Raw genomic sequence first — 15,144 nt, 5'->3', positions numbered from 1 at the left:
AGGAGGCAGCTCGCCTCCGTCCCCCTCACACCCTTCTAGGAGTGAACCTTCATGGGCATGGCAGACCAGTTCAAGGACAAGTCGGAGCAGATGAAGCAGCAGGCCAAGCAGGCCATGGGCAAGGCGAAGGACGAGGCGTCCGAGCGCGCGTCCAAGGGCCGCGGCCGCTCCGACGACGAGACGCGCAGGGCCCAGCAGGAGGCCCAGGACCGTCTCGACCAGGACTACGACGCCTGACGCGTCCGTCCTTCGCGTGCTGTGCCGAGGAGGCGCACCCGGCCACGCCGGGTGCGCCTCCTCCGCGTGGACCGGGGCGCCTCACGCGAGGACGACGCGCATCCCGTCCTGCTCCAGGGCGTCGACGACGGCCGCGAACAGGTCGTACGGCTCGCCCTCCGGGGCCAGGGCCCGGGACAGGTGCGCGCGGGCCACGTCGGCGTTCCGCCAGGTCAGGGTGGCCGGTGCGGTGAAGCCGAAGTCGCCGCCCAGGCAGTCGTGGAGGGCGTGGAAGTCCCCGCCGAAGTAGCCGCCGGGTCCGTTCACCGCCTCGCCGAGCGCCAGCCAGAGGCCCGGCTCGTCGGTGACGTGCCGCCCGTCCAGCTCGTACGCCGTCCCCGCCGGCCGGTCCCCGAGGACGCGCCGGGCCGCCCGCTCCCGCACCAGGTCGTGCCAGGCCCCCCGGCGCCGGGTGTCGAGCCCGGCCCAGGCCCCGATCTCCTCCGGCGGCCCGGCGAGCCACCGCTCCCACACGCCCCGGGCCCAGAGCGGCTCGGGGCGACGGAACCCCCCGTCCAGCGTGAGGTCGATCAGCCCGTCCCCGAGCGGGGAGGCCTCCCATCCGCGGACGACGGCCCAGAACAACCGGTGGGTGAGGACCTCGCCCCGGCCGTCCCGCAGCTCCAGCTCGGCCTTCTCCAGAACAGCCTCCCGCCCGCCCGACTCCGTCAGCACCCGCCGCAGCTCCTCGCCCGGCGCGAGGCCGCGCAGGACGAGCGGGGGCGCGGGCCACTGCGGGGGCTCGACGGCGGCGAACTCCCGGCAGGAGCCCAGCCAGCGGCGCCCGTCGTGCAACCGGACCGGCCCCCGGTACTCCTCGGGCGGCCCCAGGTAGTCGTCCCCACCCGTCACCACGACCCCGCCCGGCACCGGTGCGGCCTCCACGTCCGACAGAAGCCAGGCGTCGGCGCCGGGGTCCTCGGGAACCAGCCAGACACGACTGCCGAGCCACCCGTCGGCCGAGGCCCCGGCCGGCTCCGGGACCCAGCCCCGCAGCTCGTAGCTCTCGCACTCGGGCTCGCCGAAGAAGCCCTCCGCCTCGGCGCAGGTGCCCCAGACATGGCGGTCCTCCTCCCTGATCAGGGCGAGGGAGGCGAACAGGGGGCGTCGTCGCATGTCGTTCCGTTCCTCTGGTGCCACATGGGCTCAGACGCCCCCGGGACCGAAAAGTTGTACGCAGAGCCCGGCGGATCTTCGTACCGTGGCGCTCATGGCCGTACTTGAGCGACTGCGATCCGATCACGCCCCCGCCCTGCTCGCCTTCGAGCGGGAGAACCGGGAGTACTTCGCCGCGCGGGTGCCCGACCGGGGGGACGCGTACTTCGAGGAGTTCGACGAGCGGCACCGGGAGTTGATCGAGGCGCAGGAGGCGGGGGAGATCCACTTCCATGTGCTGGTCGCCGAGGGCGGGGAGATCGTCGGGCGGGTCAACCTGGTGGACGTGGACGCCGGTGCGGGCAGTGCCGAACTCGGGTACCGGCTCGCCGAGAAGGCGACCGGGCGGGGGTTCGCGACCCGGGGCGTGCGGGAGGTGTGCCGGCTGGCCGTCGAGGAGTACGGGCTGCTGCGGCTGACCGCCTTCGTGACACTGGGGAACACCGCGTCGAGCGCCGTGCTCGCCCGGGCCGGGTTCGGGGCCGTGGGCGGCGTGACGCTCGACGGGGAGCCGGGCACCGCGTACGAGCTGGAGCTCGGCCCGGCGGCCTAGGGGACGCCGCGAGCCCGGCCCCGTCGGCCCGGCCCGGTCCGCAGGCGGGTGCTAGTTCTCGGTGCCTCCCCGTGGGGGGAGTTTCGGGCGGGAGCGGTCCGGGAGGGACTCGTAGCCCGGGGGGCTCGCCGCGGGGTTCTCGGCGAGGAGGGCGAGGGCGACGTGGACCGCGTCGTCGAGCTGGGCGTGCCGTCCCTCGGCCCAGTCGAGGGGGGTGCGCAGGATCGCGAGGTCCGGTTCGACGCCGTGGTTCTCCAGGGACCAGCCGTACTCGGGGAACCAGGCGGCGTTCATCGGGACGGTGATCTGGGTGCCGTCGCCGAGCCGGTGGCGGCCGGTCATGCCGACCACCCCGCCCCAGGTCCGCTGGCCGACGACGGGGCCCAGGCCGAGGAGCTTGAACGCGGCGGTGATCATGTCGCCATCGGAGGAGGTCGCCTCGTCGGCCAGGGCGACCACCGGGCCGCGGGGGGCGTTGGAGGCGTACGCGACGGGCTGGGCGTTGCGGGTGAGGTCCCAGCCGAGGATCTTGCGGGTGAGCTTCTCGATGACGAGTTCGCTGATGTTGCCGCCGGCGTTGCCGCGCACGTCGACGATGAGCGCGGGCCGGGAGACCTCCATGCGCAGGTCGCGGTTGAACTGGGCCCAGCCCGAGCCGCCCATGTCGGGGATGTGCAGATAGCCGCAGCGGCCGCCGCTGACCTCCCGTACCACCGCCCGGCGTTTGGCGACCCAGTCCTGGTAGCGCAGCGGCCGCTCGTCGATCAGCGGGACGACGGCGACGCGGCGGGCCCGGCCCTCGCCCTCGGCGGGGGTGAAGGTGAGCTCGACGGTGGTGCCGCCGGTGCCGGAGAGCAGCGGGTACGGCCCGGTGACCGGGTCCACGGGCCGGCCGTCGACATGGGTGAGGACGGCGCCTTCGCGGATGCCCGTACCGGCGAGCGGCGAGCGGGCCTTGGAGTCGGAGGACTCGCCGGGCAGGATGCGCTTCACCGTCCACCCGGCCTCGCGGGGCACGAGGTTGGCGCCGAGGAGGCCCATCGGCCGCTGGTAGTGCGGCGGGCCCTCGTTGCGGCGGGCGGGGGTGACGTACGCGTGGGAGGTGCCGAGTTCGCCCATGACCTCGCGGAGCAGGTCGGCGAACTCGTCGGGGGAGGCGACCCGTTCGACGAGCGGCCGGTACTGGTCGAGGACCGCCGTCCAGTCGACGCCGCCCATGTCGGGTTCCCAGAAGTAGGCGCGGACGATCCGGCCCGCCTCCTCGAAGGCCTGCCGCCATTCGGCGCCGGGTTCGACCTCGTGGAGGATGCGCCGCAGGTCGAGGTAGACGGTGGAGTCGCCGTCGCCGGACTCGGTGGCGGGCACGGCCCGCAGGTCGCCCTCGTCGGCGACGACGAGCCGGGTGCCGTCGCCGCTGACCGCGAACCAGTCGAGGTCCTTGGCGAGTTCGCTCTTGCGGGCCTTGGTGATGGAGAAGTGCTCCAGGGTGGGCTTGCCGGAGGTGTCGGCCGGGTTGGCGAAGGTCTCGCCGAGCGCGCCCGAGATGGGCCAGCGCAGCCAGACCAGGCCGCCGCCGCTGACCGGGTGCAGGGCCGAGTACTTGGAGGCGGCGACAGGGAAGGGCGTGACCCGGTCGGGGAGGCCTTCGATCTCGACGGTGACGGTGCCGTCGCCGGTCTCCGTGTCGTCGTCGGCCGGGTCGAGGCCGCCGGCCGCCGGGCGCCCGTCGGGGAGCAGCGCGAAGGGGGACGGGGTCGCGGACGAGAGCGGGACGAGGTAGGGGCGGCAGCCGAGCGGGAAGGACAGGTCGCCGGTGTGGACGTCGTACACCGGGTCGAAGCCGCGCCAGGAGAGGAAGGCGAGGTAGCGGCCGTCGCGGGTGAAGACCGGGTTCTCGTCCTCGAAGCGTCCGTTGGTGACGTCGAGGACGGTCCGGGCGCCGGGGCCGGAGATCCGGGCCATCTTGATGGAGCGCAGGGAGCGGCCGATGCCGGGGTGCGACCAGGTGAGCCAGGCGCCGTCGGGGGAGAAGGCGAGGTCGCGGACGGGCCCGTTGACGGACCGGATGAGTTCGGTGACCTCGCCGTTGGATTCCTCGGTGGCGTCGAGGAGGAGCAGCCGGCCGTCGTGGGAGGCGATGGCGAGCCGCTCGCCTTCGGGGTCGGCGACGAGTTCCTCGACGCGGCCGAGTTCGCCGGAGGCGAGCCGGCGGGGCGGCCGGTCGCCGCTGGCGCGCGGCAGGTAGGCGACTTCGACGGCGTCCTCGCCCTCGGCGTCGGTGACGTAGGCGACCTGGCCGCCGCTGCCGAGCATCTCGGGGAGCCTGACGCGGACGCCCGGGGTGTCGACGATGGTGCGGGCGGGGCCGTCGCGGTGGGTCAGCCAGTAGAGGCTGCCGCGCACGGAGACGGCGCTGGCCCGGCCGGTCTCGTCGACGGACACCGCGTCGATGTGGTGGGCGGCGGGCACCTGGTAGGGGCGCCGGCCGACCCGCTGGCCGCCGAGCCGTACCTCCAGTTTCCGGGGGCGGGAGTCGGGGGTGAGGGCGTCGACGATCCACAGTTCGCCGGCGCACTGGTAGACGACGCGGCGGCCGTCGCTGGAGGCGTGCCGGGCGTAGAACTCGTCGTGGTCGGTGTGCCGGAGCAGGTCGGTGCCGTCGGGCAGGCAGGAGTAGAGGTTGCCGATGCCCTCGTGGTCGGAGAGGAAGGCGATGCGGCCGCCGACGGCCATGGGGCAGTCGAGGTGGCCGCCGATGTCGGGCAGCAGCCGCTCGCCGTGCAGCCAGAGCCGCCCGGTGGCGCCGCCGAGGTAGCGCTTCCAGGCGGCGGGCTCGTGGGGCGGCTTTCCGGTGAGGAGGAGGGTGCGGCGCTCGCCCTCGCCCGCGCCGCAGTCCTCGGTGACGGCGATGTCGGAGACGGGGCCCCAGGGCAGTCTGCCGCCGGGGGAGCCGTCGGTGGGGACGTTGTAGGCCCAGGAGAAGTACGAGAAGGGCTGCCCGTGCGAGGAGACGGCGAGGATGTCGGAGCGGCCGTCCTTGTCGGGGGGTGTCCAGCCGCAGACCCGGGTGTCGGTGGAGCCCCAGTAGGTGAGCCGCCGGGCGGATCCGCCTTCTATGGGGACGAGGTGGATCTCTGGGTCGAGGCTGCGCCAGTTCGTGTACGCGATGTGCCGGCCGTCCGGCGAGAAGCGCGGGTGTCCGACCCGCGTCCGGTCGACGGTGAGCCGCCAGGCCCGGCCGGGGCGGTGGCCCTCGGGGACGAGGGGGGAGATCCACAGGTCGTCCTCGGCGGCGAAGCACAGCAGGTCGTCGTGGAGGTGCGGGAATCGGAGATACGCGACGTCGTCACTCACCCATTCATGCTTTCCGCGCGGAGGGGGTGCGGCAACTCGTACGTGTGGGCGAGTCGTGGGCGGGTGGGGCGGGGTGTCACGGTGGGGTGTGGCCGTGGGGTGTCGGAGTGGGGTGTGGCCGGGGGGTGTGGCCCAGGACACGTACGAAACGGTTTCGTTTCGCTGACGGCGGGGGTATCTTCGTACTGTACGAAGTCGTTTCGCTCAGGCGATCGGATCGGAGACACGTCATGGCACGCAGCAGGCTCACTCCCGAGCGGGAGACCGAGCTGTACGCGGCCGTGCTCGACCTCCTCCGCGAGGTCGGCTACGACGCCCTCACCATGGACGCCGTCGCCGCCCGCACCCACTCCAGCAAGGCCACCCTCTACCGCCAGTGGGGGAGCAAGCCGGAGCTGGTCGCCCGGGCGCTGCGCCACAACAAGCCGGCCGACCTCTCGCAGATCGACACCGGCTCCCTGCGCGGCGACTTCCGGGAACTCCTGGACCGGACCGACGACTGTCAGATGGAGAAGGACTCCGCGCTGATGCGGGGTCTGGCCCATGCCGTCCACACCAACCCCGAACTGCACCGGGCGCTGCGCGAGCTGCTCATCGAACCCGAGATGAACGGCCTCGACGAAGTGCTGCGCCGAGCGGTCCGCAGGGGCGAGGTCGACGCCGGCAACCCGGCGCTGAAGCTCGTCCCGCACATGCTGATCGGTGCGTTCGTCGCCCGCCCGCTGATCGAGGATCAGCCGGTCGACCACGCGTTCCTCGTCGCCTACGTCGACGCCGTCGTGCTCCCCTCACTCGGCGTCTAGAGCCACCCCGCACCTCCGCAGTACCGCACCCCCTGACGTCGCACCGCTCACGCCGTCGGGTCGGCTCCCCATGCCCTGTCCCACCACGAAATGGGAGTACGCCCCCGTGGCCACGTTCCTCTACAAGCTGGGTCGTTCCGCCTTCCGGCGCCGACGGCTCGTCGCCCTTCTCTGGGTGGCCCTCCTGGCGGTCGCCGGGATCGGCGCCGCCACCGCGCCCGCCGCGACCTCCAGCTCCTTCTCCATCCCCGGCACCGAGGCACAGCGCGCCTTCGACCTGCTCGAAGAGCGGTTCCCCGGCGCCGGCGCCGACGGAGCCACCGCCCGTGTCGTCTTCAAGGCCCCCGAGGGCCAGAAGATGACCGACCCGGCGCACAAGGCCGTCGTCGAGGAGACCGTCGCCGCGCTGCGGTCCGGCTCGGACCAGATCGTCTCGGTCAGCGACCCGTACACCGCGCAGGCCGTCTCGCAGAACGGCTCCACCGCCTACGTCTCCGTCGCCTACAAGGTCAACGCGATGGAGCTGACCGACGCGACCCGCGAGGCGCTGACCGACGCCGGGCACGACGCGCAGGGCAAGGGGCTGACCGTCGAGGTCGGCGGTGACGCCCTCCAGACCATGCCGGAGACCGGCTCGGGCGAGATCGTCGGCGTCGTCATCGCCGGCATCGTCCTGGTCCTGACCTTCGGCTCGCTCGTCGCCGCCGGACTTCCGCTGCTCACGGCGATCATCGGCGTCGGCATCGGCGTCTCCTCGATCACCGCCCTCGCGAACGTCCTCGACCTGGGCTCCACCACCTCCACCCTGGCGATGATGATCGGCCTCGCGGTCGGCATCGACTACGCCCTCTTCATCGTCTCCCGCTACCGCGCGGAGCTGGCCGAGGGCCGCGAGAAGGAGGACGCCGCCGGCCGCGCGGTGGGCACGGCGGGCTCCGCCGTCGTCTTCGCCGGGCTCACCGTCGTCATCGCCCTGGTCGGCCTGGCCGTCGTCAACATCCCGATGCTGACGAAGATGGGCTTCGCCGCCGCCGGCACGGTCGTGATCGCCGTACTGATCGCGCTCACCCTGATCCCCGCGATGCTCGGCTTCGCCGGTGACAAGGTCATCGGCCGCAAGCAGCGCAAGGGCACCGCGAAGAAGAGCGACAAGCCCAACGGCGGCACCCGCTGGGCCCGCTTCGTCATCCGCCGCCCCGTGATGGTGCTGCTCATCGGCGTCCTCGGCCTCGGCGCGATCGCGCTGCCCGCCGCCTCCCTGGAGATGGGCCTGCCGGACGACGGCGTGAAGCCGACCTCCACCACCGAGCGCCGGGCGTACGACGCGCTGTCCGACGGCTTCGGCCCCGGCTTCAACGGCCCGCTGCTCGTCGTCGTGGACGGCGACAAGGCGACCGCCGACCGGACGGTCTCCACGATCAAGGGCCTCGAAGGCTGGGCCGCCGTCACCCCGGCGACCCCGAACAAGGCCGGCGACGCCGCGATGATCACGGTGGTCCCGAAGGACCGGCCGTCCTCCGGTGCCACCGAGACCCTCGTCCACGACATCCGCGGCGCCACCGGCGACGACGTGCTCGTCACCGGCGCCACCGCGATGAACATCGACTTCTCGCAGAAGATGAACGACGCCCTGGTGCCGTACCTGGCCCTCGTCGTCGGCCTGGCCTTCCTGCTCCTGACCGTGGTCTTCCGCTCGATCCTCGTCCCGCTGAAGGCGGCCCTCGGCTTCCTGCTCTCGGTGGTCGCGGCCCTCGGCGCCGTCGTCGCGGTCTTCCAGTGGGGCTGGCTCGGCAGTCTCTTCGGGGTGGAGCAGACCGGCCCGATCATGTCGATGATGCCGATCTTCATGGTGGGTGTCGTCTTCGGTCTCGCGATGGACTACGAGGTGTTCCTCGTCACCCGCATGCGGGAGGCGTACGTCCACGGGGAGCGGCCCGGCGAGGCGATCGTGACCGGCTTCCGGCACAGCGCCCGGGTGGTCACCGCCGCCGCGGTGATCATGATCGCGGTCTTCTCCGGCTTCATCGGCATGACGGACCAGATGATCAAGATGATCGGCTTCGGTCTGGCCGTCGCGGTCCTCTTCGACGCCTTCGTGGTCCGGATGGCGATCGTCCCGGCCGTCCTCGCGCTCCTCGGCCACAAGGCCTGGTGGCTGCCGAAGTGGCTGGACCGGCTCCTGCCGAACGTGGACGTGGAGGGCGAGGGTCTCGCCGAGACCGCGCCCGGGCAGGCGAAGCCGGACCTCGTGAAGGTCTGACGCCCGCCGGGTGACCCGGGGCCGGGCCCCGGGTCACCCGGTACGTACGCCGTCAGCTCGTCGTCATCGACGCGCCGGCGGCGTACGTGTGCTTCAGGAAGCGGGTCAGCGCGGTCGTGTCGAACTGGACGACCGTGACGTCCCCGTCGTTCTTGTGGAGTTCGACGACGGTCTGGACCCGGCCGCAGGGCCAGACGCCGATGTCGCCGCGGCGGGTGGGGGCGCGCAGGCCGGTCTCCAGGAGGACGCGGGGGAAGGACCACTCGATGTCGCCGGGGAAGACGAAGCGGACGGTCGCCGGGGAGAACCCGGGGTCGTAACGGAGGTCGACGGGGACGGGCCGGGACAGCGGGGCATCGCTGATGATCCTTCCCCTGGCGTGGTCCTCGACTTCCGGGTCTTCTGCGGCGGCCATCGGGGGGCTCCTCACAGGTTTGTCCTCTTATCGACTAATGTCCCACTCCTTCCCGGCGTACGCACGAACCATGCGCCGCTGTTCTGTGACCTGTGCGCTCTTGCAAGTACTTTGCAGAAGCGCTCATCATTCAGGGCGTGCATGTACCTGACGGATTCATCAACGCCCCCGTATCGGCCGTCGCCGGCGTCGCCGCCGCCGGCGCCGTCGCCCTCAGCCTGCGCGGGGCACGGCGGGAACTCGGCGGCGAAGGCCACGGAGGAGAGCGCACCGCGCCGCTCGCCGGGCTGGTCGCCGCCTTCATCTTCGCCGTGCAGATGCTGAACTTCCCGGTCGCCGCCGGGACCAGCGGACACCTCCTCGGCGGGGCGCTCGCGGCGATCCTCGTCGGGCCGTGGACCGGGGTGCTGTGCATCGCCGTCGTCCTGCTCATGCAGGGCATCCTCTTCGCCGACGGCGGCCTCACCGCGCTCGGCGTGAACATCACCGTCATGGGCGTCGTCACCGTCGTCGTCGCCTACGCGCTCTTCCGCGGCCTCGTCCTCCTGCTGCCGCGCACCCGCGCCTCCGTGACCGCGGCCTCCTTCGTCGCCGCCCTCGTCTCCGTACCGGCCGCGGCCGCCGCCTTCACCCTCATCTACGCGATCGGCGGCACCACCGACGTCCCCGTCCCCAAGGTCCTCACGGCCATGGTCGGCGTGCACGTCCTCATCGGCATCGGCGAGGCCGTCATCACCATGCTGACCGTCGGCGCGGTCCTCGCCGTCCGCCCCGACCTCGTGTACGGCGCCCGCGGCCTGACCGCCCCGCTCAAGCTCCGCGTCGGCGGCGAGCTGGTCGACGCCGCCCCGGCCGCGGCGCCCGCCGCCACGCCCGCCCGGTCCCCGCGGAAGCTCTGGATCGGCGGCGTCGTCACCGCGCTCGTCCTCGCCGGCTTCGTCTCCTTCTACGCCTCCGCCAGCCCCGACGGCCTGGAGAAGGTCGCCGCCGACAAGGGCATCGACAGCAAGGTCGAGGACCACGCCGCCGCCGGCTCCCCGCTCGCCGACTACGGCGTGAAGGGCATCGAGGCCCCCCGCCTCTCCGGCGGCCTCGCCGGCGTCATCGGCGTCGGCGCGACCCTCGCCGTCGGCACGGGAGCCTTCTGGGTCGTCCGCCGTCGCAGGTCCGCCGCCGCGGAGGCCTGACGTGGGAGCGGGGCACGCGCACAAGCTCTACCGGCACGCCCACTCGCCGGTCCACGAGCTGCCCCCCCACACCAAGCTCGCCGCGGTCCTCTGCTTCGTGGTGGTCGTCGTCTCGACGCCCCGCGAGGCCGTCTGGGCCTTCGCCCTCTACGCCGCACTCCTCGCGGCCGTCGCGGCGAAGGCCCGCGTCCCGGCCGGCTTCCTGCTGAAGCGGCTGCTCATCGAGGTGCCGTTCGTGGCGTTCGCGCTGCTCATGCCGTTCGTGGTGCCGGGCGAGCGGACCGGCTTCCTCGGCGTCGAGCTCTCCGTCCCGGGACTCTGGGGCGCCTGGAACGTCCTCGCCAAGGGCACCCTCGGCGTCGCCGCCTCCGTGCTCCTCGCCGCCACCACCGAACTGCGCGAGCTGATCCTCGGACTCCAGCGGCTGAAACTGCCCCCGCTGCTCGTCCAGATCGCGTCCTTCATGATCCGGTACGGCGACGTCATCACCGACGAGATGCGCCGGATGTCCGTCGCCCGCCGCTCGCGCGGCTTCGAGGCGCGCGGCGTCCGCCACTGGGGCGTCCTCGCCAAGTCGGCGGGCGCGCTCTTCATCCGCTCGTACGAGCGCGGGGAGCGGGTCCACCTCGCCATGGTCAGCCGTGGCTACACGGGCACGATCCCGGTCGTCGACGACGTCACCGCGACCCGCGCCCAGTGGGCGTACGCCGCCGCGCTCCCGCTCACCGCACTCCTGATCTGCCTCCTGGGATGGACCCTATGACCGCCCCCTCGCTCGACGTGCGCGGTCTCGCGTACGCGTACCCCGACGGCCACCAGGCCCTGTTCGGCGTGGACCTGACCGTGGAGCGCGGCGAGCGGGTCGCCCTCCTCGGCCCCAACGGCGCCGGGAAGACCACCCTGGTGCTGCACCTCAACGGCATCCTCACTGGCGGCGCGGGCGGCGTCACGGTCGCCGGGCTGCCCGTCGGCAAGAAGCACCTGGCCGAGATCAGGCGCAAGGTCGGCATCGTCTTCCAGGACCCCGACGACCAGCTGTTCATGCCGACCGTCCGCGAGGACGTGGCGTTCGGACCGGCCGCGGCGGGAGTGCGCGGCGCCGAACTCGAAGCCGTCGTGCGCAGGGCCCTCGAGCGGGTCGGGATGGAGCGGTACGCGGACCGGCCGCCGCACCACCTGTCCTTCGGGCAGCGCCGCCGGGTCGCCGTGGCGACCGTCCTCGCGATGGAGCCGGAGATCCTCGTCCTCGACGAGCCGTCCTCCAACCTGGACCCGGCCTCCCGCCGCGAACTCGCCGACATCCTCCGCTCGCTCGACGTCACCGTCCTCATGGTCACCCACGACCTGCCGTACGCCCTGGAGCTCTGCCCGCGGGCGGTGATCCTCAGCGAGGGCGTCATCGCCGCCGACGGGCGGACCGGCGAGATCCTCGCCGACGGGGAACTGATGGCCCGGCACCGTCTCGAGCTGCCCTTCGGCTTCGTGCCGAGCTCCGTGGCCTGAGACCCGCCCCCGCCCGTCCGGCGCCCCGGAATCGGACCCGCGACCTCCGCGTTGCACCATGGAGGGTCGGATCGGCGAGTGAGGAGTGGGGACGTGGACGTCCAGGGCACGGTGGCGGCGGGCTGGGAGCCGGTCAGGGACGCGTTCCTGCGCAACTTCGAGGAGCGCGGCGAGCGCGGGGCGGCCGTCGCCGTCCACCACGACGGCGTGCCCGTCGTGGACCTCTGGGCGGGAACAAGGGACGCCACCGGGGAAGGGGCCGGGGAGGCCCCCTGGGCCGAGGACACCGCGCAGGTCGTCCGGTCCGCCACCAAGGGCGTCGCCGCCGTCGTCCCCCTGCTCCTGCACCAGCGCGGGCTGCTCGACCTGGACGCCCCGGTGGCCGCGTACTGGCCCGAGTTCAAGGCGGCCGGCAAGGACCGCGTGACCGTACGGCAGCTCCTCGCGCACCGGGCCGGCGTGCCCGTCCTCGACCGGCCGCTCACCCTCGCCGAGGCGGTCGACCTGGAGACCGCGACCCGCGCGATAGCCGCCCAGGCGCCCGTCTGGGAGCCCGGCACCGCGCACGGCTACCACGCCCACACCTTCAGCTGGCTGCTCTCCGGCCTCGTCCACCGGGTCACCGGCCGCACCATCGGCCACTGGGCCGCGGAGGAGATCACCGGCCCCCTCGGCATCGACCTGTGGATCGGCCTCCCCGCGGCGCAGGCCCACCGGGTCGGCCGGCTCGGGCCCGTCGAGGAGATCGAACCGCCCGGCAGCGGAGCGCTCAAGCTCCGCCCCAAGCGCTCCGTCACCGAGGCCTACCAGGACCCGGACTCCCTGACCCGGCGCGCCTTCGGGGTCATCGACCCCAAGCCCGACGAGAACGACCCGGTCTACCGGTCCGCCGAACTCCCCGGCTCGGCCGGCGTCGCCACCGCCCGCGCCCTCGCCCGGTTCTACGCGGCCGTCCTCGGCCCGGTGGACGGCGCCGCGCGGCTCCTCACCCCGGAGAGCCTCGCGCTCGCCCGGACCGAGGAGTCGGCGGGCGCGGACAAGGTGCTGCTGGTCGGCACCCGGTTCGGCCTCGGTCACATGCTGCACGGCCCGGCCTCCCCGCTGCTCGGCCCGTCCTCCTTCGGCCACCCGGGCCGCGGCGGCTCGCTCGGCTTCGCCGACCCCGACGCCGGGATCGGCTTCGGGTACGTCACCAACGGCATGCGCAAGACGGTCACGGCGGACCCGCGCGCCCAGTCGCTGGTACGGGCGGTGCGCGCGTCCCTCGACGGGGCCTGAGGGCCCCGGGCCGGACCTGACATTCTGCGCGTCCGACGCGCGGATCGTCGATCACCCGGCCGGTACCGTGTGGCCGCTCCACCGCTCGGTGGACCAGGCGCACGGGGGCGCATGTGATCGAGATTCCGTTACCGACGTCCGACCACGGAACGATTCGGATCGCCGACAGCAGGCTCTGGGAGACGCTCGGCAGCATCGGGCTGCTGTCCGCGCACCGCGGGCTCACGCCCTGGCCGTACACCGACTGGGGCCGGGCGGCCCGCCGTTCGCTGACGAGGGCCGGCCTCACCGTGCCGGGCTGGCTGGTCCGTCTCCAGCGGGCCGCCGGCGGGGGCCTGCCGACCTTCCTCCTGCCCGTCCCGCCACCGGCCGGACGGACCGGCCTGGCCGAGGAGATCGCCCAGCTGCGGACCGTCTCCCCGGACCGGGTGCGCGAGGAGCTGGAGCGGTGGTTCCCGCAGGGCGTGCCCGTCGACGTACGCCCGCTGTACGCGGATCCCGGGGCGCGGCTCGCCGAACTCGGCTCCTTCCTGCCGCGCTACTGGCGGGCCGCCCTGGCCCCGGTCGAGGAGTCCCTGCGGGCCGTCACGGAGGACGACATCGTGCTCCGCGCCCGCGTCCTCGCGACCCAGGGCCCCGCGAAGCTCCTCGGCGGCCTGCGGGGGCCGGTCTCCCGGCGCGGCGGCGTCCTGCGGCTGCACGACGGCGCCCCCGGCGGGCCCGTGGCGGCGTCCGGTGCCTCCCGGCTCGTCCTCGTCCCGCTGGTGTTCGGCCGGGGCGTGTCCCTCGTCGGCGCCGCCCCGGACGGTGTGACGGCCGTGTCGTACCAGGCCGAGGGGGCCGCCGTACTCGCCCGCGAGGTCCGGCCGGGCCCCCGGCCGGCCGGGCGGGCCGCCGGGCCGGCGGTCGGCGACCGTCTGGAGATCCTGCTCGGCCGCAGCCGGGCCGGGGTGGTCCGCGCTCTCGTCGCGCCGACGACGACCTCGGACCTGGCGGCGACCCTCGGGCTCGCCCCGAGCACCGTCTCCGAACACCTCACCTCCCTGGTCGCCGCGGGCGTGGTGCGGCGCAACCGGGCGGGGGTGCGGGTGCTGTACGAACTGGACGGCGCGGGCGTCGTGTTGCTCCGGCAGCTCGACAACGGGCGTAGGGTCGACGCGCCTTCGTACGAATCCATCTGAAACACGTAGCAACCTGGAGGAAGCCCATGACTGACACCGGACATGAGACGTACGAGAAGCTGCTCGCGCTGCTCGACGAGCGCGGCGCCGCCCACCGGGTGATCGAGCACGCCCCCGAGGGCGGCACCGAGGCGGTCAGCGCGCTGCGCGGTCACACGCTCGCGGAGGCGGCGAAGTGCATCATCGCGATGGTGAAGATCGGCAAGAAGGAGAAGCGCTTCGCGCTGGTCGTCGTCCCCGGTGACCGCCGGATCGACCTGAACGCGGTGAAGGCGCTGTACGGCGGCACGTACGTGTCCTTCGCCTCCCCGGCGATCGCGGAGGAGCTCGCCGGTTCGCCGAGCGGCACGATCCTGCCCTTCGCCTTCGACGAGCGGCTCGAACTCCTCGTGGACCCGGCCCTGTTGGAGAACGCGGAGTTCTACTTCAACGCGGCCCGGCTCGACCGCTCGATCGCCCTCAGGACCGAGGACTACCGGGCGATCGCCGAGCCGCGCGTGGAGCGGGTCTCGGCGGACTGACCGCCGCCGGCGGATCAGGCCGCGGAGGGCGTCAGCGCGAGCACCATCCCGAGGCCGACGAGGATCGTCCCGATGACCTTGTTGAGCACCGTCTGCCGCTGCAGCAGGCGGCCCCGCAGGCTCTGGTTGGAGAAGAGGAGCGCGGCGAGCGCGAACCAGACCAGGTGGGCGAAGGACATGAACAGGCCGTAGCCGACCTGCTGGACGACGGGGGTGTCGGCGCTGACGACCTGCGTGTACGTGCTCAGCACGAACAGCATGGTCTTCGGGTTGAGCGCGTTCGTCAGGAAGCCGGTGCGCAGCGCGCCGGCCTTCGACAGGCCGCCGTCCTCCGAGAGGTCGATGTCGACCTGGGCCTTGGTGACGAACGTCTTGTATCCGATGTACACGAGATAGGCGGCGCCGACGAGTTTCATCGCGGTGAAGAGCATCGGGGTCCGGGACACCAGAAGTCCGACGCCCAGCATGGTGTACGTGACGTGGACGAGAACGCCCAGCGCGATGCCGACGGCCGCGAGAACTCCGGCGGTCCGCCCGTACAGATAGCTGTTGCGGACGGTCATCGCGAAATCCGCGCCGGGGCTGATGACCGCCAGGATGGTGATGACCGCCACGGCGATGAGCTGACCCATGTACCCGTCTTCCCGTCTACTTGCTC

Annotated in this window: 14 protein-coding genes; 10 read left to right on the top strand and 4 right to left on the bottom strand. The window is 73.0% G+C overall.

The window, feature by feature from the left end:
• Positions 1–57 precede the first annotated feature (57 nt).
• Positions 58–237 (top strand): hypothetical protein, encoded by a 180-nt coding sequence (locus DEJ43_RS14955; protein ID WP_106433847.1) that lies wholly within the window; start codon positions 58–60, stop codon positions 235–237.
• A gap of 81 nt (positions 238–318) precedes the next feature.
• Here DEJ43_RS14955 and DEJ43_RS14950 read toward each other — a convergent pair whose 3' ends face one another.
• Positions 319–1,392, bottom strand: a complete 1,074-nt coding sequence (locus DEJ43_RS14950; protein ID WP_015034206.1) for a barstar family protein — start codon at positions 1,390–1,392, stop codon at positions 319–321.
• A gap of 94 nt (positions 1,393–1,486) precedes the next feature.
• Here DEJ43_RS14950 and DEJ43_RS14945 point away from each other — a divergent pair, with 94 nt between their 5' ends.
• Positions 1,487–1,984 carry a GNAT family N-acetyltransferase gene (locus DEJ43_RS14945; RefSeq protein ID WP_015034205.1) on the top strand — a complete coding sequence of 166 codons (498 nt, stop codon included), beginning with the start codon at positions 1,487–1,489 and terminating at the stop codon, positions 1,982–1,984.
• 51 nt (positions 1,985–2,035) lie between these two features.
• Here DEJ43_RS14945 and DEJ43_RS14940 read toward each other — a convergent pair whose 3' ends face one another.
• A complete protein-coding gene (locus DEJ43_RS14940; protein WP_015034204.1) occupies positions 2,036–5,338 on the bottom strand; it encodes a S41 family peptidase in 3,303 nt (1,100 codons plus the stop codon).
• A gap of 230 nt (positions 5,339–5,568) precedes the next feature.
• Here DEJ43_RS14940 and DEJ43_RS14935 point away from each other — a divergent pair, with 230 nt between their 5' ends.
• Both DEJ43_RS14935 and DEJ43_RS14930 read left to right on the top strand, forming a co-directional pair.
• Positions 5,569–6,141 carry a TetR/AcrR family transcriptional regulator gene (locus DEJ43_RS14935; RefSeq protein WP_015034203.1) on the top strand — a complete coding sequence of 191 codons (573 nt, stop codon included), beginning with the start codon at positions 5,569–5,571 and terminating at the stop codon, positions 6,139–6,141.
• Positions 6,142–6,247: 106 nt separating this feature from the next.
• Entirely contained in the window at positions 6,248–8,401 is a 2,154-nt protein-coding gene (locus DEJ43_RS14930) for an MMPL family transporter (RefSeq protein WP_041662497.1), read from the top strand.
• Positions 8,402–8,453: 52 nt separating this feature from the next.
• Here DEJ43_RS14930 and DEJ43_RS14925 read toward each other — a convergent pair whose 3' ends face one another.
• Positions 8,454–8,816 carry an SsgA family sporulation/cell division regulator gene (locus DEJ43_RS14925; protein ID WP_015034201.1) on the bottom strand — a complete coding sequence of 121 codons (363 nt, stop codon included), beginning with the start codon at positions 8,814–8,816 and terminating at the stop codon, positions 8,454–8,456.
• A gap of 137 nt (positions 8,817–8,953) precedes the next feature.
• Between DEJ43_RS14925 and DEJ43_RS14920 the strand changes: the two genes are divergently transcribed.
• From DEJ43_RS14920 to DEJ43_RS14895, 6 genes are all read left to right on the top strand, one after another.
• Positions 8,954–10,003, top strand: coding sequence for an energy-coupling factor ABC transporter permease (locus DEJ43_RS14920; RefSeq protein ID WP_041662496.1), 1,050 nt, complete (start codon positions 8,954–8,956; stop codon positions 10,001–10,003).
• Between the two features lies 1 nt (position 10,004).
• Positions 10,005–10,766 (top strand): cobalt ECF transporter T component CbiQ, encoded by a 762-nt coding sequence (cbiQ, locus tag DEJ43_RS14915; protein ID WP_015034199.1) that lies wholly within the window; start codon positions 10,005–10,007, stop codon positions 10,764–10,766.
• Positions 10,754–11,506 carry an energy-coupling factor ABC transporter ATP-binding protein gene (locus DEJ43_RS14910; protein ID WP_071891336.1) on the top strand — a complete coding sequence of 251 codons (753 nt, stop codon included), beginning with the start codon at positions 10,754–10,756 and terminating at the stop codon, positions 11,504–11,506. The genes cbiQ and DEJ43_RS14910 overlap by 13 nt, the downstream gene beginning before the upstream one ends.
• A gap of 93 nt (positions 11,507–11,599) precedes the next feature.
• Entirely contained in the window at positions 11,600–12,784 is a 1,185-nt protein-coding gene (locus DEJ43_RS14905; RefSeq protein ID WP_106433717.1) for a serine hydrolase domain-containing protein, read from the top strand.
• Positions 12,785–12,897: 113 nt separating this feature from the next.
• On the top strand, positions 12,898–13,965 hold the full coding sequence (locus tag DEJ43_RS14900; protein ID WP_015034196.1) for an ArsR/SmtB family transcription factor: 1,068 nt from the start codon (positions 12,898–12,900) through the stop codon (positions 13,963–13,965).
• Between the two features lie 26 nt (positions 13,966–13,991).
• Positions 13,992–14,486, top strand: a complete 495-nt coding sequence (locus DEJ43_RS14895; protein WP_015034195.1) for a YbaK/EbsC family protein — start codon at positions 13,992–13,994, stop codon at positions 14,484–14,486.
• Between the two features lie 14 nt (positions 14,487–14,500).
• Here DEJ43_RS14895 and DEJ43_RS14890 read toward each other — a convergent pair whose 3' ends face one another.
• The gene (locus DEJ43_RS14890) at positions 14,501–15,118 is read right to left on the bottom strand and encodes a LysE family translocator (protein ID WP_015034194.1); all 618 of its coding nucleotides are present in this window, start codon (positions 15,116–15,118) and stop codon (positions 14,501–14,503) included.
• Positions 15,119–15,144: the final 26 nt, after the last annotated feature.

Origin of the sequence: Streptomyces venezuelae ATCC 10712 (genome assembly GCF_008639165.1) — a bacterium.
GTDB lineage: Bacteria > Actinomycetota > Actinomycetes > Streptomycetales > Streptomycetaceae > Streptomyces > Streptomyces venezuelae.
This window is presented reverse-complemented; position numbering and strand designations above follow the sequence as displayed.

Bases quoted from the DNA above. Each gene is read 5' to 3' on its own strand.
- DEJ43_RS14955 (WP_106433847.1), top strand. From the start codon at position 58: ATGGCAGACCAGTTCAAGGACAAGTCGGAGCAGATGAAGCAGCAGGCC.
- DEJ43_RS14950 (WP_015034206.1), bottom strand. From the start codon at position 1,392: ATGCGACGACGCCCCCTGTTCGCCTCCCTCGCCCTGATCAGGGAGGAG.
- DEJ43_RS14945 (WP_015034205.1), top strand. From the start codon at position 1,487: ATGGCCGTACTTGAGCGACTGCGATCCGATCACGCCCCCGCCCTGCTC.
- DEJ43_RS14935 (WP_015034203.1), top strand. From the start codon at position 5,569: ATGGCACGCAGCAGGCTCACTCCCGAGCGGGAGACCGAGCTGTACGCG.
- DEJ43_RS14925 (WP_015034201.1), bottom strand. From the start codon at position 8,816: ATGGCCGCCGCAGAAGACCCGGAAGTCGAGGACCACGCCAGGGGAAGG.
- DEJ43_RS14910 (WP_071891336.1), top strand. From the start codon at position 10,754: ATGGACCCTATGACCGCCCCCTCGCTCGACGTGCGCGGTCTCGCGTAC.
- DEJ43_RS14895 (WP_015034195.1), top strand. From the start codon at position 13,992: ATGACTGACACCGGACATGAGACGTACGAGAAGCTGCTCGCGCTGCTC.
- DEJ43_RS14890 (WP_015034194.1), bottom strand. From the start codon at position 15,118: ATGGGTCAGCTCATCGCCGTGGCGGTCATCACCATCCTGGCGGTCATC.